Raw genomic sequence first — 23,865 nt, forward strand, 5'->3', positions numbered from 1 at the left:
CACTCGGCCCAGCCCGTGGGCTAAATGGTTTCAAACCATTGAAAATCAAGGATCGTTCAATTTTGCATCATGCCCAAACTATCGCCACGCCACACTCTTGATGCAAAAGGGGCAGGAGCGCATATTGATGCGGCGCGGCATTGCTCGCTGCGATGCCGCTGCCCTCCTTGGGCGTTTCCTCCCTAGACTTGGGCCGCTCTGCGTGAGCGGCCCCTTTCTTTTTGGGGCACGCCCCGCGCCCTCATCGGGCGCCCGCCTCTCCGACATCATGAGCCGCACCCAGCCGGAGCACCCTCCGGGCGTCAGGCCGTGCCCTTACGCGAAGCTCCCCTTGTGTCCCTTTCGAGCGAACCCGCCAGACCGAAAGAAGCGAAAGAAAAACGAAAACCGCCCCGAAGGGCGGTTTCGGACGAAAAAATTCGCCTTAAATTTCAATTGCTTGCACTAATATATATGGCTGCGACAAAAGAGGGCTTGATTTCTGGCGCCGCAATGGGCTATTGCTGCATTGCGACATGGCGATTGGCGTCGCTCTGTCGCTGCCCTCCTTGGGCGTTTCCTCCCTAGACTTGGGCCGTTCGCTTCGCGGACGGCCCCTTTCTTTTTGGGCCTGTCGGAACCGACGGGAGAGCCCGCGTCTGTTGACGTCTTGGCTCACGTCCGAATTCGTATATCTGCCATTCACAAAACGCAAGGCAGATTTGCGTGGGTCGCTACCGTAGCGACACGTTTCTTCCACAAAACGTGCAAAATGTTGAGGAAACGCCTTATTCGGCGGCAGCCGCAGCACGCGGCGGCATCAGTTCGCCGGCCAGGTTGAACAGGCAGGCGCACACCGCCGCCAGATCCGCGCGCACCCGGTAGAAGTCCGGCCCGCGCTCGTAGGAGGCCTCGTCCATATAGAGGCCGCGGTTGATCTCGATCTGCACCGCATGCAGCCCGGCGCTCGGATTGCCGTAGTGCTCGGTGATGTAGCCGCCCGCATAGGGCTTGTTGCGCACCACCACATAGCCCCGATCCACCAGCTCCCGCTCCAGCACCTCGGCCACACGGCCGGAACAGCTGGTGCCGTAGCGATCGCCCAGCACGAAATCGGCGCGGGGCATATCCTCGCGCTGCGGACCGGAGGGCATGGAATGGCAGTCCACCAGCACCGCCGCGCCAAAGGCGCGCTGGGTGCGGGAGATCAGGCGGCGCAGCGCCTGATGGTACGGCTTGTAAAAGGTCTCGATGCGCTCCAGCGCCTCCGCCACCGAGAGGCGGCGACCGTAAATCTCCTGCGAATCCCCAACCACGCGGGCAATGGTGCCGAGCCCGCCCGACACCCGGATGGAGCGCGTGTTGGCGAAGGCCGGCAGGCGACCGTCGAACATGCGGGGGTCCAGCTCATAGGGCTCGCGGTTGAGATCAAGGAAGGAGCGCGGAAACAGCGCCCGCATCAGCGGCATGCCGGCGGAGACCACGTCGGCGAACAGCTCGTCCACGAAGCTGTCCTCGGAGCGGCGCAGGGTCTCGAAATCGAGGCGCGTCTGCTGCTCCACAAAGGTGCGGGGATAGATGCGCCCACTGTGCGGGGAATTGAAGACAAACGGCCCCGCCGGCTCCTCGGCCGCCAGAATCTCGAACGGCGGATCAATGCTATCGGCGATACAGGCTGTCATCGGAAAAAGCAGGTTCCGCACATCAGGAGGACGAGGCACGCGCAACGCGGGCGGCACCGTGGGAATAGTCGGCCATCATGGTCAACACCGCCCGCCGTGTGAAGGGCCTTTGCGCGCAGGAGGGTGGCTGGAGCCGCCAGGCTTCACTCTGAATTTACCCAAATCGGAGAGACAGGGATTTGGGGCGCCGTTAAGGCCACTGCAGCCGCAGCGGCAGGGCGACGTTGCGCGCCGCGTATGCTAGAGCCGGATTTCGTGGCGGATCGACGAGATCCTCCGGGGCAACCGTCTCTGACACTTGATTGTGCACGTTTCGCGAGACCTGTGCGGACGGGCTGAACGGAACGAGATCCGCATCTGGCCAACGCACGGTGCGGCAGGTGTGGGAAGGCAAGGGGAATGGGCGTGTCGAAAATTCTGCTCGCCGAAGACGACAACGACATGCGGCGCTTCCTGGTCAAGGCGCTGCAGAACGCCGGCTACCAGGTGGCCTCTTTCGACAACGGGCGCTCCGCCTATGAGCGGATGCGCGAAGAGCCGTTCGAGCTGCTGCTCACGGATATCGTCATGCCCGAGATGGACGGCATCGAGCTGGCGCGCCGCGCCACAGAGCTCGATCCCGACCTGAAGGTGATGTTCATCACCGGCTTCGCCGCCGTCGCGCTGAATGCCGATGTGGAGGCGCCCTGCGAGGCCAAGGTGCTCTCCAAGCCCTTCCACCTGCGCGACCTCGTCACCGAGGTCCACAAGATCCTGGCGGCCGCCTGAGCGGCGCCATCCCCAGTCATTCACAGGCAGCTTCAACCGGCCGCTTGCGTCCCTGAGGGCGAGCCGATATAGAGGCCTCCTTCCCGGCGGATGGGCGCGTAGCTCAGCGGGAGAGCACTACGTTGACATCGTAGGGGTCACAGGTTCGATCCCTGTCGCGCCCACCATCCGCACCCTTCCAGATCCCTTGAGATATCCGGAACAGGTGCCGCAGATCGCAAGTTCTGCGGATGAGAGCGGCGTGCGGCCGCAGGCGGTCATCCAGAGGCCGCCCTTTTGCGTACCAGCCCCGTTGCGACGTATGCCGCCTTCGTGCCGGCCCGCACCCCCGCCTTGAGCGTGGGCATTGACGGCGGCGGCACCACGGCCCATGAGGCGGCCCAGAGGTGACCGATGACTGTGACGACCGCCCCCGCCTTTGGCGACACCCGCCATTTCCCCGCCGAGCATCCCCGGGTGAACTACGGCCGGATCGGCGTGCTGCTGGTAAATCTCGGCACGCCGGAAGCGACCGACTACTGGTCCATGCGGCGCTACCTCAAGGAATTCCTCTCCGACACCCGCGTCATCGAGACCAACCGCGCGCTGTGGTGGGTGATCCTCAACGGCATCATCCTCACCGTGCGCCCCGGCCCCAAGGGCCGCGACTACGAGACGATCTGGAACAAGGAGCGCAACGAAGGTCCGCTCAAGACCATCACGCGCGGGCAGTCCGAGAAACTCGGCGCCATGATCGCCGACCGTGACCCACGCATCGTGGTGGACTGGGCCATGCGCTACGGCAAGCCGCCCATCGCCGAGCGGCTGGACGCGCTTCAGAAGCAGGGCTGCGAACGCATCCTCATCGTGCCCATGTATCCGCAATATGCCGCCGCCACCTCCGCGACCGTCTGCGACAAGGCCTTCGACGCGCTGAAGAAGATGCGCTGGCAGCCGTTCATCCGCATCGCGCCCAACTGGCATGACGATCCGGTCTATATCGACGCGCTCGCCACCTCGCTCGAGGGCCACCTCAAGGGGCTCGACTTCGAGCCGGAGGTGATTCTCGCCTCCTACCACGGCGTGCCGAAGTCGTACCTGATGAAGGGCGACCCCTATCACTGCCAGTGTCTGAAGACGACGCGCCTGCTGCGCGACCGGCTCGGCATGTCGGAAGAGAAGCTGCGCACCACCTTCCAGTCGCGCTTTGGCAACGAGGAATGGCTCCAGCCCTATACGGACAAGACCGTGGAGGCGCTGGCCCGCGGCGGCGTGAAGCGGATCGCAGTCCTCAACCCCGGCTTCACCGCCGACTGCCTCGAAACGCTGGAGGAGATCGGCGGCGAGAATGCCGAGATCTTCCATCTCCACGGGGGCGAGAAATTCGCCGCCATCCCCTGCCTCAACGATACGGACGAGGGCATGCGGGTGATCGAGAACGTGGTGCGGCGCGAGCTCTCCGGCTGGATCGCGGCCTGACAACCCCCTCCCCTCTCGACGGACATAGGCAGCGGGCGGCCGGGCCGCCCGCTTGCCCCGCCGCGCGCGCCGTGTCCTAAATCACCGCCCGGCGCAGACCGGAAACGGGAGATGGACCATGCCCCTCAGCGGCTTCAGCCTGTTCGTGATCGTGGTTCTCGTGCTGGCGCTGGCCATCGTCATCGCCGGCGTGAAAACCGTGCCGCAGGGTTACCAGTTCACGGTCGAGCGCTTCCGCCGCTACACGCGCACGCTCTCGCCCGGCCTCAACCTCATCGTTCCCTTCGTCGACACCATCGGCAACCGGGTGAATGTGATGGAGCAGGTGATCAATGTTCCGACGCAGGAAGTGATCACCAAGGACAATGCCACGGTCTCGGTGGACGGCATCGCCTTCTTCCAGGTGTTCGATGCCGCCCGCGCCTCCTATGAGGTGGCGCAGCTCGACAAGGCCATTCTCGCCCTCACCATGACCAACATCCGCACGGTCATGGGCTCCATGGACCTTGACCAGTTGCTCTCCCACCGCGACGCCATCAACGAGCGCCTCCTGCATGTGGTGGATGCCGCCGCCGCCCCCTGGGGCGTGAAGGTGACGCGCATCGAGATCCGCGACATCGTGCCCCCCACCGATCTCGTGAACGCCATGGCCCGTCAGATGAAGGCCGAGCGCGAGAAGCGCGCCGCCATTCTGGAGGCCGAGGGCCAGCGCCAGTCGGAAATCCTGCGCGCGGAAGGCCAGAAGCAGGCCCATATTCTGGAAGCCGAGGGCCGCCGGGAAGCGGCGCTGCGGGATGCGGAAGCCCGCGAACGCCTCGCGGAAGCCGAGGCGAAGGCGACCACCTTGCTCTCGCAGTCGGTCAATGAGGGCTCGCCGGCAGCGCTCAATTACTACATCGCCGAGAAATATGTGGCCGCCTTCCAGGCGCTGGCGCAGGCGCCAAACCAGAAAGTGGTGCTGCTGCCCTATGAGGCGACCGCCCTCCTCTCCTCGCTGGGCGGCATTTCGGAACTGGCGCGGGCGGCCTTCGAGCAGGCGCCGGCGCCCAGGCGCCCTGGCCCCACGGGCCCGGCGCGTTCCACCCCCGGCACGACACCCTCGCCCTTCGCCCAGCCCGGCCCCGACGCATGAGCATGCTTGGCGACATCAGCCCCTATTGGCTCTGGTTCGCCATGGGCGGGGTGCTGCTGGTGGCGGAAACCATCGTGCCAGGCGCCTTCCTCGTCTGGTTCGGCCTCGCCGCCCTCGCGACGGGCCTCCTCTCGCTGGTGGCGGACATGGGCTGGCAGGGGCAGGTGCTGGCGTTCGCCGGATGTGCCGTCGTGGCCGTGCTCATCGGCCGGCGCATTGCCCTGCGCGGCGGCGGCACCGATCGCCCCTTCCTCAACCGGCGGGCGGAAGCACAGGTGGGCCGCGTCTTCACGCTTGAGGCTCCCATTGCCGACGGCGCCGGGCACGTGCGCATCGACGACAGCATCTGGCGCATCAGCGGGCCGGACCTGCCGGCTGGAGCCAAGGTGATCGTGCTCCGGGTGGAGGGCACGGTGCTGCTCGTCGGCCCTGCGTAAGGCGCTGCGGCAGGCCGCCCCACTTGCCGACGTCGCACTCCGCTCCGCAGACTTGGCGGCCGTGCCGCGAGGGGGGCGGCCGGAGGGGCGATGACGAAGACCAGCCGGAGCGAGGGCGGAACGACGGAGGCGGAGCTTGCCGCGCTGCCCTTCGAGTATCGCCTGCAGCGCACACCGGTGGGTGTCATCATCCTTGACGCGCAGCAGCGCATCCGCGCCGCCAATCCGCAGGCCCGCCTGCTGCTCGCCCGGCGCAGTGAACCGCTGATCGGCACCGACATCCTCTCCCTCCATCCGGAAGCCGCCCGCGCCAAGGTGGCATTTCTGCTTCAGAGCGCCCGCGACAGCGCGGAGGGCGCCGCCTCCTTGGTGGTGACCACTGCCATGGGCAGCCTCGTCGCCAAGGTGACGCGGCTGGAGGACACGGCGGACGGTGGCTTCTGCATGATGTTCCATGCGCTGGGCGCCCGCACCATGGGCGAGCCCGACCTGCCGCCCGAGGCCGAGGCGCCCCGGCTGCTCAAGCTGCCGGTGATGCGCGGGACCGGCGACGTGACCGGCCTCATCGACGTGGAGGACGTGGTCTTCCTCAGCGCCGAGGGCCATTATGCCCGCGCCGTCACGCGGGACGTCACGGCCTTCTGCCCGCGCGCCTTGGCCGATCTGGAGCCGCGGCTCGATCCGGCGCTGTTCCTGCGCGTGCATCGCCGGCACATGGTGAACATCCGTCACGTGCGCGCCGCCGAGCGCAGCGACGGACGCTGGTGGCTGCGGATGGCGGATGCGGGCTCCTCCCGCCTGCCGGTCAGTCGCGCCAGGGTGGCGGACATGCGCCGGATGCTGGCGGTCTAGCCAACGGGCTCATGTCATTCATGCAGCGCTGATGCCGTTCGTGCAGGCGCCCGCCTCCTGAGGCCGCCGCCGTTGCGGGCCAGTCCCACCCCATGGCTCTCTCGCGCAGAACCGTATTGCCAGCGCGAGAGCCCGATGAACCTCCTCACCACCACCCCGGCCGGCGACCGCTACGTGACGTTCAACGGCATCGATTTCGAGGGCAACATGGCGCGCGTTCTCGCGCACCTCCGCCGCTATATCGACGACCCGCGCACCGGCAACGCCTTCTGGGACCGCTTCAAGGCCCGACTCGCTGCGGCAGAGAGCGGCGGCAACGCCTTCCAGGACAAGCTGCTGCTCCTCCATTCCCATGTCTATTACATGGGAGACCTGTTCGAGGACCAGGAGGACGAAGCCGCCCTCGCCGACCTGAGGAAGCTGGAAGAGGAATGCTTCTGAGCCTCGCCGGAGGACCAGACCATCTGGCATGATGCCTGCGGGCGCCGCCGCGCGTCCGCCTTCTCCTGCCGGATGCTGGCCGCATGCTCATCGCCCATCTTTCCGACCCGCACCTGCGCCCGCGAGGCGAACTTTACCAGGGACTCGTGGACTCCAACGCCATGTTTTCGGCCGCCGTCGCGCACCTCAATGCGCTCGATCCGGCGCCGGATGTGGTGCTGCTGAGCGGTGATCTCGTGGATCACGGCAGGGCGGAGGAATACGCCTTCGCCCGCGAGGCCCTCGCCGCCATCCGTCCGCCGCTGCTCGCCATCCCCGGCAATCACGACGAGCGGGCGGCCTTCCGTGCCGCCTTCGCCGACCATGCGCATCTGCCGCCGTCCGGCCCGCTCCATTTCGCGGTGGACGACCTCGGTCCGGTGCGGATCATCGGCCTCGACGTGACCGTGCCCGGCCACCACCACGGCGAGATGGACGAGGCCGCCTGCGACTGGCTGGAGACCACGCTGGCGCAGGCCCCCGGCCGCCCGACGCTGGTGATGATGCACCAGCCGCCGTTCGACAGCGGCATCGGCTATATCGACGCCTACAATTGCCGGGGCGGGGACCGGCTCGCCGCCATCCTCGCCCGCCATCGCCAAGTGGAGCGGCTGGTCTGCGGCCACATCCACCGCTTCATGCAACTGCGCTTCGGCGGCACGCTGCTGGTGACGGCGCCGAGCACCACCACCGCCATCGCGCTGCGCCTCGCGGCCGGTGCGCGCCCCGCTTCCTACGTGGAGCCCCCGGCTTTACTGCTGCACGACTGGCGGGAAGGGACCGGGCTCATCACCCATCACGTGCCGATCGGCACCTTTCCCGGCCCCTATCCCTTCTATTGAATGATCGCTCCGCCGATCATCCGGCCATGCCCGCCGTCACCGCGCGGGCGACATCCGCATGGATGGCATCGCTGCCCCGGCCATCGAGCCGGCTCGCTGTGAGATAGCTCGCGATGACCAGCGGCGCGCGGCCGGGCGGCCAGGCGATGGCGACATCGTTGCTCGTGCCGGTGCGGGCTGGACCTGTGCCGGTCTTGTCCCCGACGGTCCAGCCCTTGGGCAGGCCGGCGCGCAGGCGCTTGTCGCCGGTGCGGCAGCCGATCAGCCAGTCCTTCAGCGCGCCGCGCGAGGCCGGAACGAGCACATCACCCAGCACGAGACGCACCATGTCGTCCGCCACCGCGTCGGGGGTCGTGGTGTCCATGTCCGAGCCTTCCGGCACCACATTCAGCTCCGGCTCCGCGCGGTCGAGCCGCGTGACGGGATCGCCGGCGCTCCTCAGGAAACGCGTCACCGCCGCCGGGCCGCCGATCTGGCGCAGCAGCAGGTTTGCGGCGCCATTGTCCGACCAGATCACGGCGGCGGCGCACAGATCGGACAGGCTCATGCCGGAGCCGACGTGCTTCTCCACCTCCGGCGCATAGGCGATGAGGTCCGCCCGGGTGATGGGCACCATGTCCGTCAGCTTCAGATGGCCGCGATCCGCCTCGGCGAGAACGGCGGCAGCCAATAGAAATTTGAAGGTGCTGCACATGGGAAAGCGCTCGCCGCCGCGATGGGCGAAGCGGGCGCCTGTGCCCGTGTCGATGACCGCCACGCCGAGCCGCCCGCCGCTGCGCGCCTCGAGCGCGGCGATCTTCTGGGCGAGATCGGCCGCACCGAAGGCTTTCTGACCGCTCGCCCGCACGAGCTGCGGCATCACCAGGGCCGCACCCAGAGCCCCCATCACCAAACGTCGCGAGATCATGGCTCACGTCTCCTTTCGCGAGCGGACGATGCAAGAGGGTGCGGGCGCGGACAAACGATGATATTTCGAGCAAGGCATGATTTTAACTAATGGCTGCGCATGGACCGCCCGCAACTGCCGCTGAATGCCCTGCGTGCCTTCGAGGCGGCGGCGCGCCACCTCAACATCACCCGCGCCGCCATGGAGCTGTGCGTGGGACAGGCGGCGGTGAGCCACCAGATCAAGGCGCTGGAGACGCGGCTCGGCGCCCAGCTCTTCCGACGCCTGCCGCGCGGACTGGCCCTCACCGACGAGGGCGCCGCCCTTCTGCCGCTGGTGCGCGATGCCTTCGACCGCATCGGCGCGACGCTCGACCGGTTCATGGACGGGCGGCTGCGCGAGGTGCTGACCGTGGGCGTGGTCGGCACTTTCGCCGTGGGCTGGCTCCTGCCGCGTCTGCCGGATTTCGCCGCCGCCCATCCCGGAATTGATCTGCGAGTGCTCACCAACAACAACCGTGTCGATCTGGCGGGCGAGGGGCTCGACTGCGCCATCCGCTTCGGCGACGGCTCCTGGCACGGGGTCGCGGCGGCCGAACTCATGCCCGCGCCACTGTCGCCTCTATGTGGTCCCGCGCTTGCCGCGCGCCTCTCGCGGCCGGCCGACCTCGCCCATGTGCCGCTGCTGCGCTCCTACCGCACGGAGGAATGGTCCCGCTGGTTCGCCGCTGCCGGTACGCCGGCGCTCACCTTCCGTGGACCCGTGTTCGATTCCTCGCCCCTCATGGCGAGCGCGGCCGCGGCCGGCCACGGAGTCGCCTTGCTGCCGGTCCGGATGTTCAGCGCCGACCTGGTGGCGGAGCGCCTTGTACAGCCCTTTCCCATTGCCATCGATGCCGGCCGCTATTGGCTGACGCGCCTGTTCTCACGCCCGGAGACGCCGGCCATGGCCGCCTTCCGTCGCTGGATCGAGACGGCAGTCGCCACGGATGAAAGCGGGCACTGACACGGGCCTTCCGGCTCGTTCGCACCGCCCGCCGTTACCGCCACCGTTGCGGCAGTGCAGAATTTTGATCCGTGCGGTTGATTTCTACCGCAGGATGGAGAACAGTTTCAGATGATAGGAGCTGACGCTCGGGGGTGGGGGTTTCAAAAAGGTATTCAGCTCTCCTGCTTTTCGCAGGACATTTGCTAACAACTTCATATTCGGCCCATATCTTGGCCTTCCTCGGACGTTGGAGCGCGTGCATGATCTTGGCCCTGCCCTGATCTGCACGCGCTTTCTATTTCACGCCGGGCATCTCTCTACGTCAGAGCAGCGGCGGAAAAGCGTCGTCCAGGAACGGGAAAGCTCGCTGGCGAGGCGGATCGTCTTCGCCACATCGCAGGCGAAGGGAACAAGACCTTCGGAACGCAACAAGCGTTGAATGCGTATCACCCGAATAAAAAAGGACGGTATCATTTGAAGGAGGCGAATGTCTTCGATCGCCACCACTTTGCCGGACGATCCGATTTATCTCGCGTTGTCAATAGCTTGTGATTTACCAAGCAGCCTATCGAGCTGCCGCCTGACACTGAGATGGCTCGCACTGTATTGCTAGCTATTCCCGGAAATTCATCCGTCCTTCTTGGACATTTCGCGTTTGCGGAAAAAAATCCGCTGAAAATGGGACAGCAATGTTGATTTTTCTCATGGCCGGGACAAACATCACGTCATCGGCGTTGCGCAGCCTGACGAAGCCCCGCAACCGATAGTGTAGCCTTGCCGCAGGCGAGGTCTTGCGTCTCTCTGTTGATCATCTGCGTTCCCGCAGGGAGCGGCGCGTTTTCCGAACGCTGCCCCGAGGGCTCATCGTGCAACAGCGACCTGCTGCTCATTCAGGCGCATGGAACGGCTGCGACAGACAGCCGGCGGATGACGCGCGTCCTCATTGAAGGACGTTTGGCGTCAGCCGCGCGGAGGAAATGCAAGGGACGGCATCCGCCGTGCGCTCCGGCGCGCGCGCCGTGCGTCCCTCCAAGGGGTATCGGGACTCCAGATGGGGATGGACTTTCCACGATGCATGGCACATTCGACGCCGCTCTCAAGGCCAGCCTTTCCGCCGACACTCCGGAGAAGGTGATCGATCTGGCGGATCATTCCGCCGCCGTCGCCGCCGGCAAGGCGCGCGCCATCCAGGCGATCACCGGCCAGACGCGCATGCTCGCGCTCAACGCCACCATCGAGGCAGCCCGAGCCGGGGACGCCGGGCGCGGCTTCGCGGTGGTCGCCGAGGAAGTGAAGGCGGTGAGCGCGGAGATCGGCCGCCTCGCCTCCGACATGGAAACGGAACTGCGCAGCGCGCTCGACGAATTGCGGGCGGTGGGCCGCCGCATGGCGCAGGACGTTCGTGGCCAGCGCCTTGTCGATCTCTCGCTCAATGCCATCGAGATCATCGACCGCAATCTCTATGAGCGCACCTGCGACGTGCGCTGGTGGGCCACCGATGCCGCGCTGGTCAACTGCGGAGATCCCACGCCCGAGCGGGTGGCGGAGGCCGAGCGCCGGCTGGGCGTCATCCTCTCGGCTTACACCGTCTATCTCGACCTGTGGTTCTGCACGCCTGAGGGACGCGTCGTCGCCCACGGCCGGGCGGACCGTTATCCCAATATCCGGGGCCTCGATGTCTCCCGCGAATCCTGGTTCCGGGAAGCCATGGACAGCGTCTCGGGCGATGATTACGCGGTCGCCGACGTGAACCCCTGCCCCGCGCTGCGCGGGGCGCCCGTCGCCACCTATGCCGCGGCGGTGCGCGAGGGCGGCGCGCTGCGCGGAAAGCCGATCGGGGTGCTCGGCATCCATTTCGACTGGGAGCCGCAGGCGCGCGCGGTGGTGGAGGGCGTGCGCCTCTCGCCGGATGAGGCGGAACGCTCGCGCGTGCTGCTGGTGGACGCGCGGGGCCGCGTCATCGCCTCCTCGGACAGGCGGGGCATTTTCACCGAGCTTGTGAACCTCAACGCGCGGGGCCGAACCAGCGGCATCGATCATACGCCCGACAGCAAGACCATCGCCTTCCACATGACGCCGGGCTACGAGACCTATCGCGGGCTCGGCTGGGCCGGCGTCATCATGCAGGATCCCCTGCACGCGGGCATGCGGCACCACCGCTAGGGCCGGCTTTCCTTTCAGCCTTTCGCGCGCTCAAATGGGCGCGCGAAAGGCCAGATGATGATCCATGACAGCGACACCGCCCTCATCCTTGTCGATCTCCAGCGGGACTTCCTGCCCGGCGGGGCGCTCGCGGTTGCCGACGGTGACGCGGTGGTGCCTCTGGCCAACGGGCTCTCCCGGCGCTTCTCGAATGTGATCCTGACGCAGGACTGGCACCCTGCCGGCCACATCTCCTTCGCGTCGAGCCATGCCGGGCACATGCCCTTCAATGTCATCACCCTGCCCTATGGGCAGCAGGTGCTCTGGCCGGATCACTGCGTGCAGGGCACGGAGGGCGCGGACTTCGCGCCGGGCCTCGATGTGCCCCACGCGCAACTGGTGATCCGCAAGGGCCACCACGCGCACATCGACAGCTATTCCACCTTCTATGAAGCGGACCATCACGTCACCACGGGCCTGACAGGATACCTGCGGGCGCGCGGATTCCGCCGCGTGGTGCTGGCCGGTCTCGCCCTCGACTTCTGCGTCGGCTGGTCCGCCCTTGATGCCGCTCGCGACGGCTTCGAGACCTTCGTGGTGGAGGAGGCCTGCCGCGCCATCGATACGCACGGCTCGCTCCACCGGGCGCGGGAGGACATGGCCCGCGCCGGCGTACGCCCACTGACCCTCACCGACGCTGGGATCTGAGGGCGCCCGCCAGGCTCAGCGCAGGACCTGGATCACGCGCCGCGTGCCGGGCTCCACCAGAACCGTCTCATTGGTCTCGGTGAGCACATAGCCGTAGCGGCCGGTGTCGAAGCCCGCGTCATCGGAGGCCGTGAAAGTCTGGATGGCGACGCCTGCGGGCAGTTCCGTGCCCACCACCGGCTGATAGGTGGTGGTGAAGCTGGCGCGCGGGCCGGGATGGGCCACCACGTAGCGCTGCACATAGGTGCTCTGCTCGGGCGAGAGCACGACCACCGTGTCCGGTGCGGTCAAGACCGCCTGCGGCTGGGTCACGATGACGGCGGACTGGGCCGAAGCGGCAGCGGGAAAGACGAAAGCGGCAAGCGCCGCGGCGACCGGAAGGCGGAAAGACATGGCGGGTCTCCCTTGAAGTGTCATGGGGCCTCAACGCCCCCTTCGCCCGGCCGTTCCACGAAGCCTCGGCGCGCCAAGGGCCGGCGCGTTCCACAATCGGCGGCCCGTCGGGCCTTCCGCCCGCGCTCCGGCGTTCCTAGATGCAGGAAAACACCCCGTCGCTCCGAGCGGCAGGCAAACGATAAGGGAGGACCATCTGGCCACGCCGCATCCCATGGAAATCGCGCCGGACGCGCTCTGGTGGCCCGGCCGCCTCGACCGTCCGGCACAGGAGGCCTTGGTTGAGGAGGTGCGCGAGGTCCTGCGGGCTGCGCCCCTGTTCCAGCCGGCCATGCCCCGGACCGGCAAGCCCCTGTCGGTGCGCATGAGCAATTGCGGGCCATTGGGCTGGGTGGCGGATGCGTCAGGCTATCGCTACCAGCCCTTCCATCCCGAGACACGCGAACCCTGGCCGCCGATGCCCGAGACGCTGCTGCGCCTGTGGGCGGACTTCTCCGGCAGCGCCGTGCCGCCCGAGGCCTGCCTCGTCAACTGGTACGCACCGGACGCCCGCATGGGGCTGCATCAGGACCGCGACGAGGCGGATTTCTCCGCCCCGGTGCTTTCGGTGTCGCTGGGCGACACGGCGGTGTTCCGTATCGGCGGCGAGGCCCGCACCGATTCCACCCGCTCCATCCGCCTCGAATCGGGCGACGTGCTGCGGCTCGGCGGGCGCAGCCGTCTGGCGTTCCACGGCGTGGACCGCATCCTGCCCGGCACGTCCACCCTGCTCGGCGTGGAAGGCCGCATCAACCTCACGCTCCGGCGCGTCACCGCCCCATGAGCGATCCGGAACCCCGGTCCGCCTGACCGGTTGCGCCAGATGCGCCTCACCGTGATACAGCTTGACCTTGACCGGACCGGCCGCAAGGTGACGCGCAGGTGTCACGCTTTAGCCGGCTTTGCGCCACACAAGACCCCGCTCGCGGTTCCGCGCGCCGATCCCAGGAGCCATTCATGCGTCTGCCGCTGGCCTTCGCTCTGCTTTTGATCTCCGGCAGCCTCGCCTTCGCGGCGGACGCGGTGTTTCCCCGTGGCTCGCTCGTGGGCCTCGTCCCGCCGGAGGGCATGACCGAGGCCAATGCCTTCCCCGGCTTCGAGGATCCCAACAAGAACGCGTCCATCCTCATCGTCGAGATGCCGCCGGAGGCCTACGATCAGGTGCTGACCGGCTTTACCGATGCGGCGCTCGCCGGCAAGGGCATCATGGTGGAATCGCGCGCGCCGCTCACCATCCCCGATGCCAAGTCCGTGCTGGTGACGGGCACGCAGGCGGCCGGCGCGCTCCGTGTCCGCAAGTGGATCCTGCTCGCCGGCTCGCCGCGCGGCACGGCGCTGGTGACGGTGCAGGTGCCGGAATCCAATGCGGCTGCCTTGCCTGACGCGGTGGTGCACGAGACGCTTCAGACGCTGGCCTTCCGCGCGCCGCCGAGCGTCGAGGAGCAGATGAAGACGCTGCCCTTCCGGCTGACCAACCTCTCCGGCTTCCGCGTCCTGCGCGTCATCCCGAACACCGCCGTCTTCCTCACCGACGGCCCGAAGAACGAATTCGAGGCCGCCGCGCAGCCCCTGTTCGTCATCTCGGTGGCGGCCGGCGCGCCGCGCGACGAGGACCGCCTGAACTTCGCCGTGCGGGCGCTCACCACCACCCCCGGCTTCCGCGATCTCAAGATCGAGCGGGCCGAACCGCTGCGCATCAACAACATGGCTGGCTTCGAGGTCATGGCCACGGCGAAGGAAGCGCAGGGCAATGCGGACGTGAAGGTGGCCCAGTGGATGCGCTTCGGCACCAATGGCTATCTGCGCATGATGGCGGTGGTGAAGGCCGATGCCTTCGCCGATTATTACAGCCGCCTGCGCGCCATCCGCGACGGCGTGGAGAGCGGCGGCGACCGCTGAAAACGCCACCGCCTGATCCCGAAACAAAAATGCCGCCCCAACGGGCGGCATTTTCGTATCAAGACCGTGACGGATCAGGCGGCGCCGCCTTGTCCGGCCGCTTCCTCGCTCGGTGCCGCAGGCGGCGCCTTCGGGCCGCCGCGGGCCACGCCCACGAGAGCCGGCCGCAGCACGCGGTCGCCGATCACATAGCCGGACTGCACCACCTGCACCACCGTGCCGGCGGCAACGGACGGGTCCGGCACCTCGAACATAGCCTGATGGAGATTGGGGTCGAACTTCTCGCCCACCGGCTCCACCTTGCGCACGCCGTGCTTCTCGAGATTCTTCAGCAGGCCGCGCTCGGTGAGCTCGATGCCGTCGATGAGGCCCTTGAGGGCACCCTCGGCATTGGCCTTGGTCTCGGCATCCACGGTCGCCAGCGCGCGGGCGAGGTCGTCCGCCACATTCAGGACGTCGCGGGCGAAGGAGGCGATGCCATACACCTTGGCGTCGGCAATCTCCCGGTCGGCCCGGCGGCGAATGTTCTCCGCCTCGGCGAAGGCCCGCAGATACTTGTCCTTGAAGGCCGCCACCTCGCCCTCGAGGCGTTCCTTCTCGCTCACCGGGCTCTCGGCCGCGGTCTCTTCCGCCTCGGCGCGCTCAGGCTCCGCGGAATAGATGCGGTGCTCCTCGCCGGGGGCGCCACCCTGATCGCTCATGCGCAATTCCCTAAAATCCGGCCGTCCGCGCCAATGCGGACCGGCTGTTCACGATTTCGTTCCGCATATCGGAGTGTCGCGCCGAAAAATCAAGCCGCGTCAGCACCGGGCGCGCCGAGAACGCGGCTGACCACCCGCGCCGTGAAATCGACCATGGGAACGATGCGCCCGTAATTGAGCCGGGTCGGCCCGATGACGCCGAGCACGCCGACCACGCGCCCCTGCCCGTCGCGATAGGGCGCGACGATGGTGGAGGAGCCGGACATGGAGAACAGCTTGTTCTCCGAGCCGATGAAGATGCGCAGCGCCTGCCCCTCCTCCGCCCGGCCCAACAGATCCACCACGTCGCGCTTGGCTTCCAGATCGTCGAACAGCAGGCGGATGCGCTCGAGATCCTCCAGCGCATGCAGGTCCTCTAGAAGCTTGGCCTGCCCGCGCACGATCAGCTTGCGTTCGCCCGGTCCCTCGTCGGACCAGGAGGCGAGGCCGTCCTCCACCACCCGCGCGGTGAGCGTGTCGAGCTCCCGGCGCACTTCGGCCAGCAGCGTCTCCATCTCGGCGCGGGCCTCCCCCAGCGTGCGGCCGCGGATATGGGCGTTGAGGAAATTGCCCGCCTCCATCAGGGCGGCGGCCGGCAGGCCCGGCGGCAGCGGAAGCACCCGGTTCTCCACCTGCCCGTCTTCGGACACGAGGATGACCAGCGCCCGGCCCACATCGAGCGGCACGAACTCCACATGCTTCAGCAGCGGATCGGTCTTGGTGGCCGTCACCACGCCCGCCCCGCGCGAGAGGCCGGAGAGCAGCGCGGAGGCCTCCTGCAACACGCCTTCCACGGTGTGTCCCTTGGCGGCGGCGGCCACCTGCGCCTCGATGTTGCGCCGGTCCCGTTCGTTGACATCGCCGATCTCCAGCAGGGCATCGACGAAGAAGCGCAGGCCCCGCTCCGTGGGCAGGCGCCCGGCGCTGGTGTGGGGGGCATAGATGAGGCCCGCCGCCTCCAGGTCCGCCATCACGTTGCGGACCGAGGCGGGAGACAGCGTCATGGGGATGAGGCGGGCGATGTTGCGCGAGCCCACCGGCTCGCCCGTGGCGAGGTAGCTCTCGACGATCTGCCGGAAGATTTCGCGCGAACGCTCGTCGATCTGGGCGAGGGGGGCAGAGAAAGGCGAAATGATCGGGTCAATCGGCACGGGCGCGCTCCCATGGGCTCGATCGATGAATATGGGCAAGGCCGGACGGAACGTCCACGGGGCTCACGATCCGCTCGATCCCGGCGCGCGCCAGAGCCTGTAACAGCCGAGGGCGATGAAGCCGAGAGAGTCCAGAAGGATGAGACCCCATTTGCCGATGCCGAACCAGTAGAGGGCCGGCGACTGCGCATGGGCCTGCCAGACGCCGATATAGACCCATCCCTGCACCAGGCCGTACCACAGGTTGCCAACCGAGACGGCCGCGCAGAGCGCAAAGAAGAGCGTGCTCGCCCAGAGCTTGCCGCGGCTCGGCATGCGGCGCGGCGGCGACGTTTCGCGCGTCATGAGGTCTCCTTCCGCATCATGGAACCGTCCGGCAGGAAGGACGCGCACCGCGCGTTCCTGTTCCGCGGGCGGCGCACTTGCCCCCTGCCGCCCCGCCCCCTAAAAAGCCCACGAACCGAAATCTGACGATTGGACACTCCATGCGCCCCAGCCGCCGCGCCAATGACGAGATGCGCGCCGTTTCCTTCGAGCGGGGCGTGCTGCGCCATGCCGAGGGCTCCTGCCTCGTGAAGTTCGGCGATACGCATGTGCTCGTGGCCGCGACCCTTGAAGAGCGCCTGCCGCCGTGGCTGAAGGGCCAGGGCCGGGGCTGGGTGACGGCGGAATATTCCATGCTGCCGCGCGCCACGCTGGAGCGCACCCGCCGCGAGGCGACCACCGGCAAGCAGTCCGGCCGCACGCAGGAAATCCAGCGTCTCATCGGCCGCTCCCTGCGCTCGGTCACGGACCTCGTGGGCCTCGGCGAGCGCCAGATCACGCTCGACTGCGACGTGCTCCAGGCCGACGGCGGCACCCGCACCGCCGCCATCACCGGCGCGTGGGTCGCCCTGCATGACTGCCTGAACTGGATGTACCAGCGCTCCATGCTGAAGACGATCCCGCTCAAGGAGAACGTCGCGGCCATCTCCTGCGGCATCCATGAGGGCACCCCGGTGCTCGACCTCGACTATGCCGAGGACAGCAAGGCGGAGACCGACGCCAATTTCGTCATGACCGGCACCGGCGGCATCGTCGAGATCCAGGGCACGGCGGAGAAGACCCCCTTCTCGCAGGACGAACTGCTCTCCCTGCTCGCGCTGGCCCGCAAGGGCGTGGGCGAACTGGTGGAGCTGCAGAAGCAGGCGATCAAGGCATGAGCCGCAAGCTGACGGGCCGCATCGTCATCGCGACCCACAATCCGGGCAAGCTGAAGGAAATGCAGGAGCTGCTCGCCCCTTATGGCATCGAGGCGGTGTCGGCGGGCGAATTGAACCTGCCGGAGCCGGACGAGACCGGCACCACCTTCCGCGCCAACGCCCGCATCAAGGCGGAGGCGGCCGCCAAGGCCGCCGGCCTGCCGGCGTTTGCGGACGACAGCGGCATCGCGGTGGATGCGCTTGACGGCGCGCCGGGCATCTACAGCGCCCGCTGGGGTGGCCCCCAGAAGGATTTCCGCATGGCCATGGGCAAGGTGCACGAGGAGATGCTGGCGCGCGGCGCGGCTGAGCCCGCCCAGCGCACCGCCCGCTTCGTCTCGGCGCTCTGCATCGCCTGGCCGGACGGGCATCTGGAGGAATTCGAGGGCATCGTGGAGGGCGAGGTGGTGTGGCCGCCGCGCGGAAATTCCGGCTTCGGCTATGATCCCTTCTTCCTGCCGGAGGGGCACACCCGCACCTTCGGCGAGATGACCTCGGAAGAAAAGCATTCCATGCCGCCGCTTGGCCTCGGCCTCTCCCACCGCGCCCGCGCCTTCCGCCAGCTCGCGCTGGCCTGCCTCGAGGGCTGATGGGCGCGGTTTTGCAGGTTCCGGGGGACGGGCCAGGCCACGCACGTATGGGCACCACCCGGCCTGCCCCCTCCCCACCCTCCCCCGCAGGCGGGAGAGGGCTTTGCCGCGACGCCATCGGCCCCGCCCCGCTTATTCCCCCCCCATCCCCCCCACGCCACGCGCCCCCTCCCCCCTTGCGGGGGAGGGCTGGGGAGGGGGGTAATGCCCTCGCCGCCCAAAGCGCCGTTGGGCTGACCCAAGCGCCTTCCGGAGGCCAAGCCCCAAGCGGCGCCCATTCTACCCCCCTCCCAACCCTCCCCCTCAAGGGGGGAGGGCTTGAGGGCGCGCGCGGTCAAACCGGCGCTCATGAGCACCAGACACCAGCGACGGCGGTCCGTCCCGCTTGCGGGACAGGCTCCCTCTCCCGCCTGCGGGGGAGGGCTGGGGAGGGGGCACAGCGGGCCACCAGCGCCACAGCCACGGCTCAGCCTCGCGCCAACAAAACGCCTCCCCGGCGGCCCGCACCATGACGGCGCAAGACACAGCCGGCGGGTTCGGCGTTTATGTGCATTGGCCCTTCTGTCTCGCCAAATGCCCCTATTGCGACTTCAACAGCCACGTGCGGCAGGCGCCGCCGGATCAGGCGCGCTATGTGGCGGCCTTCCGGCGCGAGATCGCGCACATGCGCGCGCTCACCGGGCCGCGCACGGCGGGGAGCGTCTTCTTCGGCGGCGGCACGCCCTCGCTGATGGCACCGGAGACGGTAGGCGCCATTCTGGACGCCATCCGCGAAGCCTGGACGCTCGCCCCCGATGCCGAGATCACGCTGGAGGCCAATCCCACCAGTGTCGAGGCCGGGCGCTTCCGGGGCTATCGGGCGGCGGGGGTGAACCGCGTCTCGCTGGGCGTGCAGGCGCTCGATGACGGCGAGCTGAAGAAGCTCGGGCGGATGCACACGGTGGACGAGGCGCTGGGCGCGGTGGGCATCGCCCGCTCCATCTTCGAGCGCGTGTCCTTCGACCTGATCTACGCCCGGCCCGGCCAGAACCCGCAGGACTGGGCGCGCGAACTCTCCCGTGCCATCGACGAGGGCTGCGAGCATCTTTCGCTCTATCAGCTCACCATCGAACCGGGCACGGCGTTCGAGAAGCTCTATTCCGCCGGCAAGCTCCTCATTCCCGATGACGAGCACGCCCGTGCCCTGTGGGACGTCACGCAGGAGGTGACGGCGGCGAGCGGGCTGCCGGCCTATGAAATCTCCAACCACGCCCGGCCGGGCGCTGAGGCGCGGCACAACCTCGTGTACTGGCGCTATGGCCTCTATGCCGGCGTCGGCCCCGGCGCGCACGGGCGCGTGGGGCAGAAGGGCGAGCGCCGTGCCACCTATACCGAGCGCCATCCGGAAGGCTGGCTGAAGGCGGTGGAGGCGAACGGCCACGGCATTGTTTCGGAGGAGGTGCTCACCGCCGCCGAGCAGGCGGACGAGATGCTGCTCATGGGCCTGCGCCTCGCCGAGGGCGTGGATCTTGCCCGCCACGCGGCGCTGGGCGGCACGCCCATCGACCCCGCCCGCATCGCAATGCTGGCGGATGAAGGGCTGGTGCGCCTTGATGGCACCCGCCTCAAGGTGCTGCCCCCCGGCTTCCCCGTGCTGAATGCGGTGATCGGGACACTGGCCGGCTGAGGCCTATTTCTTCGGGATCACTTCGGCGGGCAGCTCGAATTCGCCGCCTTCCGTGATGCCGATCTCCCGGAAGAAGGTCATGTGCATGTCGTAGGTGGGCTTCCCCCGGCACGCCATGACCTCCGGCGGCTTGCCCTCGGTCTCCGTGACAACCCCGCCGATGAGATCGACCCGGCCGGGAATCCAGTCGCCGACGGCAATGAAGACGGTATTGCGCACCGCCTCGCGCGTGAAGCGCAGCCAGATGCTGGCGCCGGCCGGATAGGAGATCATGCCGGACGAGAAGACGGCACCGGGCGGCGTGCCCTCGGGCGGATAGTTCACCAGCACCTTGTCGAGATGGCCGAAGCGATATTGCAGGCTGGCCTCTCCAGGTCCGCTGTCGCGCGAGGCGCAGACGGACGCCGTATGGCTCCCGAGATCGCAGGAAAAGATGATGGTCTCGTCCGCCCCGCAATAGCTGGGCGCCTCCGCACAAGCGGGCATGGCGAGCGCGAACGTCGCGGCAAGGCCGGACAAGGCTGTGCGCAAAGGCGCAACTGCGGGGGAAGTCATGGCGTTGATCCCGGGCGGGACAGATGGACGACGCCAAGCTAGCAGCCCGCGCCGAAGGACGCGGCGTGCGGTCCTACCGCTCGCTGCGGGCGAGCACGTCCATCAGTTCGTCGATCTTCTTTGCCTGCTCCTCCGGATCGCCGGAGCGGATGGCATGCGCGACACAATGGCCCACGTGATCGCGCAGCACCTCTTCCTCCGCACGCCGGAGCGCGGCGCGGACGGCGGCGATCTGGGTCACGATATCAATGCAATAGCGGTCTTCCTCGACCATACGGGAGATGCCGCGCACCTGCCCCTCGATGCGGTTGAGGCGTTTCAATACGGAAGATCGGGCCGGTTCCTTCATGCTTGATGAGATACCCCTGCAGGGTATAAAAGACAAGACAGGATACCCCTAGGGGGTAATGAGATGTGATGCAGCGCAAGGCGCCGGCATCGCACCTCCGCTTCGCTGGAGGCCCTATGGCACACGAGCATCACACTCACGGATCGAACGCGGACGCGGGCTCCTGCTGCGGCGGCAAGGCCCCCGCCCCGCTCGACCTTGCCCCCAAGGCCGCATCGCCTGCGGCCGGCGACTGCTGCGGTGGCGCGGCCCCGCCACCCCTCGTGCTGCCGGCGACGGGCGCGCCGGAGGCGGACTGCTGCGGCGGCAACGCCCCGCCCCCGCTTGATCTCAGCCCCAAGGCCATCGATCCGGTGTGCGGCATGAGCGTGGACATCGCCACCGCCAAGCATCGCGCGACCTATCAGGGCAAGACCTTCTATTTCTGCTGCAACGGCTGCAAGACGAAGTTCGAGGCTGATCCCGAGGCCCAGCTTGCCAAGGCCAAGGCCCGGGACGAGGCCAAGGCCGCCCAGAAGACAGAGGCCTCCGCCTGCTGCGGCCACGATCATGGCCACGCGCATCATGCCCCGGCGAGCGGTGCCCTCGTGAAGGATCCCGTCTGCGGCATGGACGTGGATCCTGCGACCGCCAAATATAAATCGCACCACGGCGGGCATGACGTCTTCTTCTGCTCGCCGAGCTGCAAGACGAAGTTCGACGCCCATCCCGAGCATTATACGGACGGTGGCGCCCCGCCGCCGGTGGACGTACCCGAGGGCACCATCTTCACCTGCCCTATGGACCCGGAAATCCGGCAGATCGGCCCCGGCACCTGCCCCATCTGCGGCATGGCGCTGGAGCCGGAAGTGGCGAGCCTCGACGACGGGCCGAATGTCGAGCTTATCGACATGACCCGCCGCTTCTGGATCGGCCTCGCCCTCGCCCTGCCTGTGTTCGTGCTGGAGATGGGCAGCCATCTGGGGCTGCACCTCATCGCCCCGCAGGTTTCCAATTACGTGCAGTTCGCGCTGGCAAGCCCCGTGGTGCTGTGGGCCGGCTGGCCCTTCTTCCAGCGCGGCGTCGCTTCGGTGCGCAGCGGGCACCTCAACATGTTCACGCTGATCGCGTTGGGCACCGGGGTCGCCTATCTCTACAGCCTCGCCGGCACCTTCCTGCCCGGCCTGTTCCCCAACGCCTTCCGGGGCCATGGCGGCGCCGTGCCGGTCTATTTCGAGGCGGCGGCGGTCATCACCGTTCTGGTCCTGCTCGGCCAGGTGCTGGAGTTGCGCGCGCGCGCCGCCACCTCCGGTGCCATCAAGGCGCTGCTGGGCCTCGCCCCGAAGACCGCGCGCCGCATCGCCGCCGATGGCAGCGAAGCGGACGTGGCGATCGAGGAGATCCATCCCGGCGACCTTCTGCGCCTGCGCCCCGGCGAGAAGGTGCCGGTGGACGGCACGGTGGAGGAGGGCCGCGCGAGCGTGGACGAATCGCTCGTCACCGGCGAATCCCTGCCCGTCACCAAGGAGACGGGCGCCACCGCCATCGCCGGCACGCTGGTGGCTTCCGGCGGCTTCGTGATGCGCGCCACAAAGGTGGGGCGCGAGACGCTGCTCGCCCAGATCGTGCAGATGGTGGCGCAGGCCCAGCGCTCCCGCGCGCCCATCCAGCGCCTCGCCGATCAGGTGTCCGGCTGGTTCGTGCCGGCGGTTCTCGCGGCGGCGCTGGCGAGCTTTGCGGTGTGGATGTGGGTTGGCCCCGAGCCGCGCCTCACCTTCGCGCTCATGGCCGCCGTCTCGGTGGTCATCATCGCCTGCCCCTGCGCACTCGGCCTCGCGACGCCCATGTCCATCATGGTGGGCGTCGGGCGCGGCGCGCAGGCCGGCATCCTCATCAAGAGCGCCGAAGCGCTGGAGCGCATGGAAAAGGTGACCGTGCTGGTGGTGGACAAGACCGGCACGCTCACGCAAGGCAAGCCGAAGGTCACCGGCATCCGCGCCACCGGCCTGCCCGAGGACGAATTGCTGCGCCTCGCCGCCAGCCTCGAACAGGCGAGCGAGCATCCCCTCGCCGCCGCCGTGGTGGCCGAGGCGCAGGCGCGTGGGCTGAAGCTCGCCCCCGTGGCGGATTTCGACAGCCCCGCCGGCAAGGGCGTCAGCGGCACCGTCGAGGGTCGGCGCCTCCTCATCGGCAATGCGGACTATCTGCGCGACAGCGGCGTCCCCACGGACGCGCAGGTCAAAGAGGCGGAAGCGCTGCGGGCCGAAGGCGCGACCGTCGTCCTCGTGGCGGTCGATGGCACCGCCGCCGGCCTCATCGCCATCGCCGATCCGGTGAAGGCGACGACCCCGGACGCCCTGAAAGCCCTGAAGGCGGAAGGCGTGCGCGTGGTCATGCTCACCGGCGACACCCGCACCACGGCGGAAGCCGTGGCCCGCCGCCTCGGTATCACCGAGGTCGAGGCCGGCGTTCTGCCCGACCGCAAGGCGGATGTGGTGCAGCGCCTGCGCGCCGAGGGCGAAGTGGTGGCCATGGCGGGCGACGGCGTGAACGACGCCCCGGCGCTCGCCGCCGCGGACGTGGGCATCGCCATGGGTACGGGCACGGATGTGGCCATGGAGAGCGCGGGCATCACCCTGCTGAAGGGTGACCTCGCCGGGCTCGCGCAGGCGCGCAGCCTCTCGCGCGCCACCATGCGCAACATCCGCCGCAGCCTGTTCTTCGCCTTCGTCTACAATGCGGCGGGTGTCCCGCTGGCGGCGGGCATCCTCTATCCGGTGCTCGGCCTCCTGCTCTCGCCCATGGTGGCGGCGGCGGCCATGTCGCTCTCCTCCGTCAGCGTCATCGCCAACGCTCTGCTGCTGCGGCGCTGGCGCCCGCAATAGGGCTCGACGCCTTTGCGCTTTCCCC

Annotated in this window: 24 protein-coding genes and 1 tRNA gene; 17 read left to right on the forward strand and 8 right to left on the reverse strand. The window is 68.1% G+C overall.

Going from position 1 to position 23,865, the window contains the following annotated elements:
* Positions 1 to 767 precede the first annotated feature (767 nt).
* On the reverse strand, positions 768 to 1,661 hold the full coding sequence (locus tag AZC_RS21910; protein ID WP_012172789.1) for an N-formylglutamate amidohydrolase: 894 nt from the start codon (positions 1,659 to 1,661) through the stop codon (positions 768 to 770).
* 399 nt (positions 1,662 to 2,060) lie between these two features.
* Between AZC_RS21910 and cpdR the strand changes: the two genes are divergently transcribed.
* The 8 genes from cpdR (at position 2,061) to AZC_RS21950 (ending at position 7,630) form a co-directional block, all read left to right on the forward strand.
* Positions 2,061 to 2,429 (forward strand): cell cycle two-component system response regulator CpdR, encoded by a 369-nt coding sequence (gene cpdR / locus AZC_RS21915; protein ID WP_012172790.1) that lies wholly within the window; start codon positions 2,061 to 2,063, stop codon positions 2,427 to 2,429.
* Between the two features lie 92 nt (positions 2,430 to 2,521).
* Positions 2,522 to 2,596 (forward strand) — tRNA-Val (locus tag AZC_RS21920).
* Positions 2,597 to 2,822: 226 nt separating this feature from the next.
* Positions 2,823 to 3,887, forward strand: coding sequence for a ferrochelatase (hemH, locus tag AZC_RS21925; RefSeq protein ID WP_012172792.1), 1,065 nt, complete (start codon positions 2,823 to 2,825; stop codon positions 3,885 to 3,887).
* A gap of 118 nt (positions 3,888 to 4,005) precedes the next feature.
* On the forward strand, positions 4,006 to 5,019 hold the full coding sequence (locus tag AZC_RS21930; protein WP_012172793.1) for an SPFH domain-containing protein: 1,014 nt from the start codon (positions 4,006 to 4,008) through the stop codon (positions 5,017 to 5,019).
* Positions 5,016 to 5,456: an NfeD family protein gene (locus tag AZC_RS21935; RefSeq protein ID WP_012172794.1), complete on the forward strand. Its 441-nt coding sequence runs from the start codon at positions 5,016 to 5,018 to the stop codon at positions 5,454 to 5,456. The genes AZC_RS21930 and AZC_RS21935 overlap by 4 nt, the downstream gene beginning before the upstream one ends.
* A gap of 90 nt (positions 5,457 to 5,546) precedes the next feature.
* Positions 5,547 to 6,308, forward strand: a complete 762-nt coding sequence (locus AZC_RS21940) for a PAS domain-containing transcriptional regulator (protein WP_012172795.1) — start codon at positions 5,547 to 5,549, stop codon at positions 6,306 to 6,308.
* A gap of 135 nt (positions 6,309 to 6,443) precedes the next feature.
* The gene (gene cowN / locus AZC_RS21945; RefSeq protein ID WP_043879725.1) at positions 6,444 to 6,749 is read left to right on the forward strand and encodes a N(2)-fixation sustaining protein CowN; all 306 of its coding nucleotides are present in this window, start codon (positions 6,444 to 6,446) and stop codon (positions 6,747 to 6,749) included.
* An 83-nt stretch (positions 6,750 to 6,832) separates the two neighbouring features.
* Complete coding sequence (locus AZC_RS21950) at positions 6,833 to 7,630, forward strand: phosphodiesterase (protein WP_012172797.1); 798 nt, start codon at positions 6,833 to 6,835, stop codon at positions 7,628 to 7,630.
* A 16-nt stretch (positions 7,631 to 7,646) separates the two neighbouring features.
* Here the strand turns inward: AZC_RS21950 and bla are convergent, their stop codons facing one another.
* The gene (bla, locus tag AZC_RS21955) at positions 7,647 to 8,537 is read right to left on the reverse strand and encodes a class A beta-lactamase (RefSeq protein WP_012172798.1); all 891 of its coding nucleotides are present in this window, start codon (positions 8,535 to 8,537) and stop codon (positions 7,647 to 7,649) included.
* A 99-nt stretch (positions 8,538 to 8,636) separates the two neighbouring features.
* Between bla and AZC_RS21960 the strand changes: the two genes are divergently transcribed.
* The 3 genes from AZC_RS21960 to pncA all read left to right on the forward strand — a co-directional run bounded on the left by AZC_RS21960 (position 8,637) and on the right by pncA (position 12,353).
* Positions 8,637 to 9,521 (forward strand): LysR family transcriptional regulator, encoded by an 885-nt coding sequence (locus AZC_RS21960; protein WP_012172799.1) that lies wholly within the window; start codon positions 8,637 to 8,639, stop codon positions 9,519 to 9,521.
* A 1,053-nt stretch (positions 9,522 to 10,574) separates the two neighbouring features.
* Complete coding sequence (locus AZC_RS26335; RefSeq protein WP_052286043.1) at positions 10,575 to 11,666, forward strand: methyl-accepting chemotaxis protein; 1,092 nt, start codon at positions 10,575 to 10,577, stop codon at positions 11,664 to 11,666.
* A 54-nt stretch (positions 11,667 to 11,720) separates the two neighbouring features.
* A complete protein-coding gene (gene pncA / locus AZC_RS21970) occupies positions 11,721 to 12,353 on the forward strand; it encodes a bifunctional nicotinamidase/pyrazinamidase (protein ID WP_012172802.1) in 633 nt (210 codons plus the stop codon).
* Positions 12,354 to 12,368: 15 nt separating this feature from the next.
* On the opposite strand, the gene AZC_RS21975 is transcribed toward pncA, so the two are convergent.
* Positions 12,369 to 12,746: a DUF1236 domain-containing protein gene (locus AZC_RS21975; protein ID WP_043879726.1), complete on the reverse strand. Its 378-nt coding sequence runs from the start codon at positions 12,744 to 12,746 to the stop codon at positions 12,369 to 12,371.
* A gap of 214 nt (positions 12,747 to 12,960) precedes the next feature.
* On the opposite strand from AZC_RS21975, the gene AZC_RS21980 reads away from it, so the two are divergent.
* Positions 12,961 to 13,569: an alpha-ketoglutarate-dependent dioxygenase AlkB family protein gene (locus AZC_RS21980; protein WP_043879727.1), complete on the forward strand. Its 609-nt coding sequence runs from the start codon at positions 12,961 to 12,963 to the stop codon at positions 13,567 to 13,569.
* Between the two features lie 173 nt (positions 13,570 to 13,742).
* Positions 13,743 to 14,684, forward strand: coding sequence for a hypothetical protein (locus AZC_RS21985; protein WP_043879728.1), 942 nt, complete (start codon positions 13,743 to 13,745; stop codon positions 14,682 to 14,684).
* A 74-nt stretch (positions 14,685 to 14,758) separates the two neighbouring features.
* Here AZC_RS21985 and grpE read toward each other — a convergent pair whose 3' ends face one another.
* The 3 genes from grpE to AZC_RS22000 form a co-directional block, all read right to left on the reverse strand.
* Positions 14,759 to 15,385, reverse strand: a complete 627-nt coding sequence (gene grpE, locus AZC_RS21990; protein ID WP_043879729.1) for a nucleotide exchange factor GrpE — start codon at positions 15,383 to 15,385, stop codon at positions 14,759 to 14,761.
* Between the two features lie 89 nt (positions 15,386 to 15,474).
* On the reverse strand, positions 15,475 to 16,575 hold the full coding sequence (gene hrcA, locus AZC_RS21995) for a heat-inducible transcriptional repressor HrcA (RefSeq protein WP_012172807.1): 1,101 nt from the start codon (positions 16,573 to 16,575) through the stop codon (positions 15,475 to 15,477).
* 63 nt (positions 16,576 to 16,638) lie between these two features.
* Positions 16,639 to 16,920: a hypothetical protein gene (locus AZC_RS22000; protein ID WP_043879730.1), complete on the reverse strand. Its 282-nt coding sequence runs from the start codon at positions 16,918 to 16,920 to the stop codon at positions 16,639 to 16,641.
* Between the two features lie 140 nt (positions 16,921 to 17,060).
* Here AZC_RS22000 and rph point away from each other — a divergent pair, with 140 nt between their 5' ends.
* The 3 genes from rph (at position 17,061) to hemW (ending at position 20,072) form a co-directional block, all read left to right on the forward strand.
* A complete protein-coding gene (gene rph / locus AZC_RS22005) occupies positions 17,061 to 17,777 on the forward strand; it encodes a ribonuclease PH (protein WP_012172809.1) in 717 nt (238 codons plus the stop codon).
* A complete protein-coding gene (gene rdgB, locus AZC_RS22010) occupies positions 17,774 to 18,406 on the forward strand; it encodes an RdgB/HAM1 family non-canonical purine NTP pyrophosphatase (RefSeq protein WP_012172810.1) in 633 nt (210 codons plus the stop codon). Before rph ends, rdgB begins: the two co-directional genes overlap by 4 nt.
* 508 nt (positions 18,407 to 18,914) lie before the next feature.
* Entirely contained in the window at positions 18,915 to 20,072 is a 1,158-nt protein-coding gene (hemW, locus tag AZC_RS22015) for a radical SAM family heme chaperone HemW (protein ID WP_012172811.1), read from the forward strand.
* A 3-nt stretch (positions 20,073 to 20,075) separates the two neighbouring features.
* On the opposite strand, the gene AZC_RS22020 is transcribed toward hemW, so the two are convergent.
* Positions 20,076 to 20,627, reverse strand: coding sequence for a hypothetical protein (locus AZC_RS22020; protein ID WP_012172812.1), 552 nt, complete (start codon positions 20,625 to 20,627; stop codon positions 20,076 to 20,078).
* Between the two features lie 73 nt (positions 20,628 to 20,700).
* Positions 20,701 to 20,976, reverse strand: a complete 276-nt coding sequence (locus tag AZC_RS22025; protein WP_012172813.1) for a metal-sensitive transcriptional regulator — start codon at positions 20,974 to 20,976, stop codon at positions 20,701 to 20,703.
* Positions 20,977 to 21,338: 362 nt separating this feature from the next.
* Here AZC_RS22025 and AZC_RS22030 point away from each other — a divergent pair, with 362 nt between their 5' ends.
* Positions 21,339 to 23,840: a heavy metal translocating P-type ATPase gene (locus AZC_RS22030; protein WP_043880624.1), complete on the forward strand. Its 2,502-nt coding sequence runs from the start codon at positions 21,339 to 21,341 to the stop codon at positions 23,838 to 23,840.
* Positions 23,841 to 23,865 lie beyond the last annotated feature (25 nt).

Origin of the sequence: Azorhizobium caulinodans ORS 571 (assembly GCF_000010525.1) — a bacterium.
Lineage (GTDB): Bacteria > Pseudomonadota > Alphaproteobacteria > Rhizobiales > Xanthobacteraceae > Azorhizobium > Azorhizobium caulinodans.

What these genes read in the sequence shown, in the direction of transcription:
- AZC_RS22020 (WP_012172812.1), bottom strand. Translation starts at nt 20,627, where the DNA reads ATGACTTCCCCCGCAGTTGCGCCTTTGCGCACAGCCTTGTCCGGCCTT.
- AZC_RS21975 (WP_043879726.1), bottom strand. Translation starts at nt 12,746, where the DNA reads ATGTCTTTCCGCCTTCCGGTCGCCGCGGCGCTTGCCGCTTTCGTCTTT.
- AZC_RS22000 (WP_043879730.1), bottom strand. Translation starts at nt 16,920, where the DNA reads ATGACGCGCGAAACGTCGCCGCCGCGCCGCATGCCGAGCCGCGGCAAG.
- AZC_RS21940 (WP_012172795.1), top strand. Translation starts at nt 5,547, where the DNA reads ATGACGAAGACCAGCCGGAGCGAGGGCGGAACGACGGAGGCGGAGCTT.
- AZC_RS21935 (WP_012172794.1), top strand. Translation starts at nt 5,016, where the DNA reads ATGAGCATGCTTGGCGACATCAGCCCCTATTGGCTCTGGTTCGCCATG.
- rph (WP_012172809.1), top strand. Translation starts at nt 17,061, where the DNA reads ATGCGCCCCAGCCGCCGCGCCAATGACGAGATGCGCGCCGTTTCCTTC.
- AZC_RS21930 (WP_012172793.1), top strand. Translation starts at nt 4,006, where the DNA reads ATGCCCCTCAGCGGCTTCAGCCTGTTCGTGATCGTGGTTCTCGTGCTG.
- AZC_RS21910 (WP_012172789.1), bottom strand. Translation starts at nt 1,661, where the DNA reads ATGACAGCCTGTATCGCCGATAGCATTGATCCGCCGTTCGAGATTCTG.
- AZC_RS21985 (WP_043879728.1), top strand. Translation starts at nt 13,743, where the DNA reads ATGCGTCTGCCGCTGGCCTTCGCTCTGCTTTTGATCTCCGGCAGCCTC.
- AZC_RS26335 (WP_052286043.1), top strand. Translation starts at nt 10,575, where the DNA reads ATGCATGGCACATTCGACGCCGCTCTCAAGGCCAGCCTTTCCGCCGAC.
- bla (WP_012172798.1), bottom strand. Translation starts at nt 8,537, where the DNA reads ATGATCTCGCGACGTTTGGTGATGGGGGCTCTGGGTGCGGCCCTGGTG.
- AZC_RS21950 (WP_012172797.1), top strand. Translation starts at nt 6,833, where the DNA reads ATGCTCATCGCCCATCTTTCCGACCCGCACCTGCGCCCGCGAGGCGAA.
- AZC_RS21960 (WP_012172799.1), top strand. Translation starts at nt 8,637, where the DNA reads ATGGACCGCCCGCAACTGCCGCTGAATGCCCTGCGTGCCTTCGAGGCG.
- hemH (WP_012172792.1), top strand. Translation starts at nt 2,823, where the DNA reads ATGACTGTGACGACCGCCCCCGCCTTTGGCGACACCCGCCATTTCCCC.
- AZC_RS21980 (WP_043879727.1), top strand. Translation starts at nt 12,961, where the DNA reads ATGGAAATCGCGCCGGACGCGCTCTGGTGGCCCGGCCGCCTCGACCGT.
- AZC_RS22025 (WP_012172813.1), bottom strand. Translation starts at nt 20,976, where the DNA reads ATGAAGGAACCGGCCCGATCTTCCGTATTGAAACGCCTCAACCGCATC.
- cpdR (WP_012172790.1), top strand. Translation starts at nt 2,061, where the DNA reads ATGGGCGTGTCGAAAATTCTGCTCGCCGAAGACGACAACGACATGCGG.
- grpE (WP_043879729.1), bottom strand. Translation starts at nt 15,385, where the DNA reads ATGAGCGATCAGGGTGGCGCCCCCGGCGAGGAGCACCGCATCTATTCC.
- AZC_RS22030 (WP_043880624.1), top strand. Translation starts at nt 21,339, where the DNA reads ATGAGCGTGGACATCGCCACCGCCAAGCATCGCGCGACCTATCAGGGC.
- pncA (WP_012172802.1), top strand. Translation starts at nt 11,721, where the DNA reads ATGATGATCCATGACAGCGACACCGCCCTCATCCTTGTCGATCTCCAG.
- hemW (WP_012172811.1), top strand. Translation starts at nt 18,915, where the DNA reads ATGACGGCGCAAGACACAGCCGGCGGGTTCGGCGTTTATGTGCATTGG.
- cowN (WP_043879725.1), top strand. Translation starts at nt 6,444, where the DNA reads ATGAACCTCCTCACCACCACCCCGGCCGGCGACCGCTACGTGACGTTC.
- rdgB (WP_012172810.1), top strand. Translation starts at nt 17,774, where the DNA reads ATGAGCCGCAAGCTGACGGGCCGCATCGTCATCGCGACCCACAATCCG.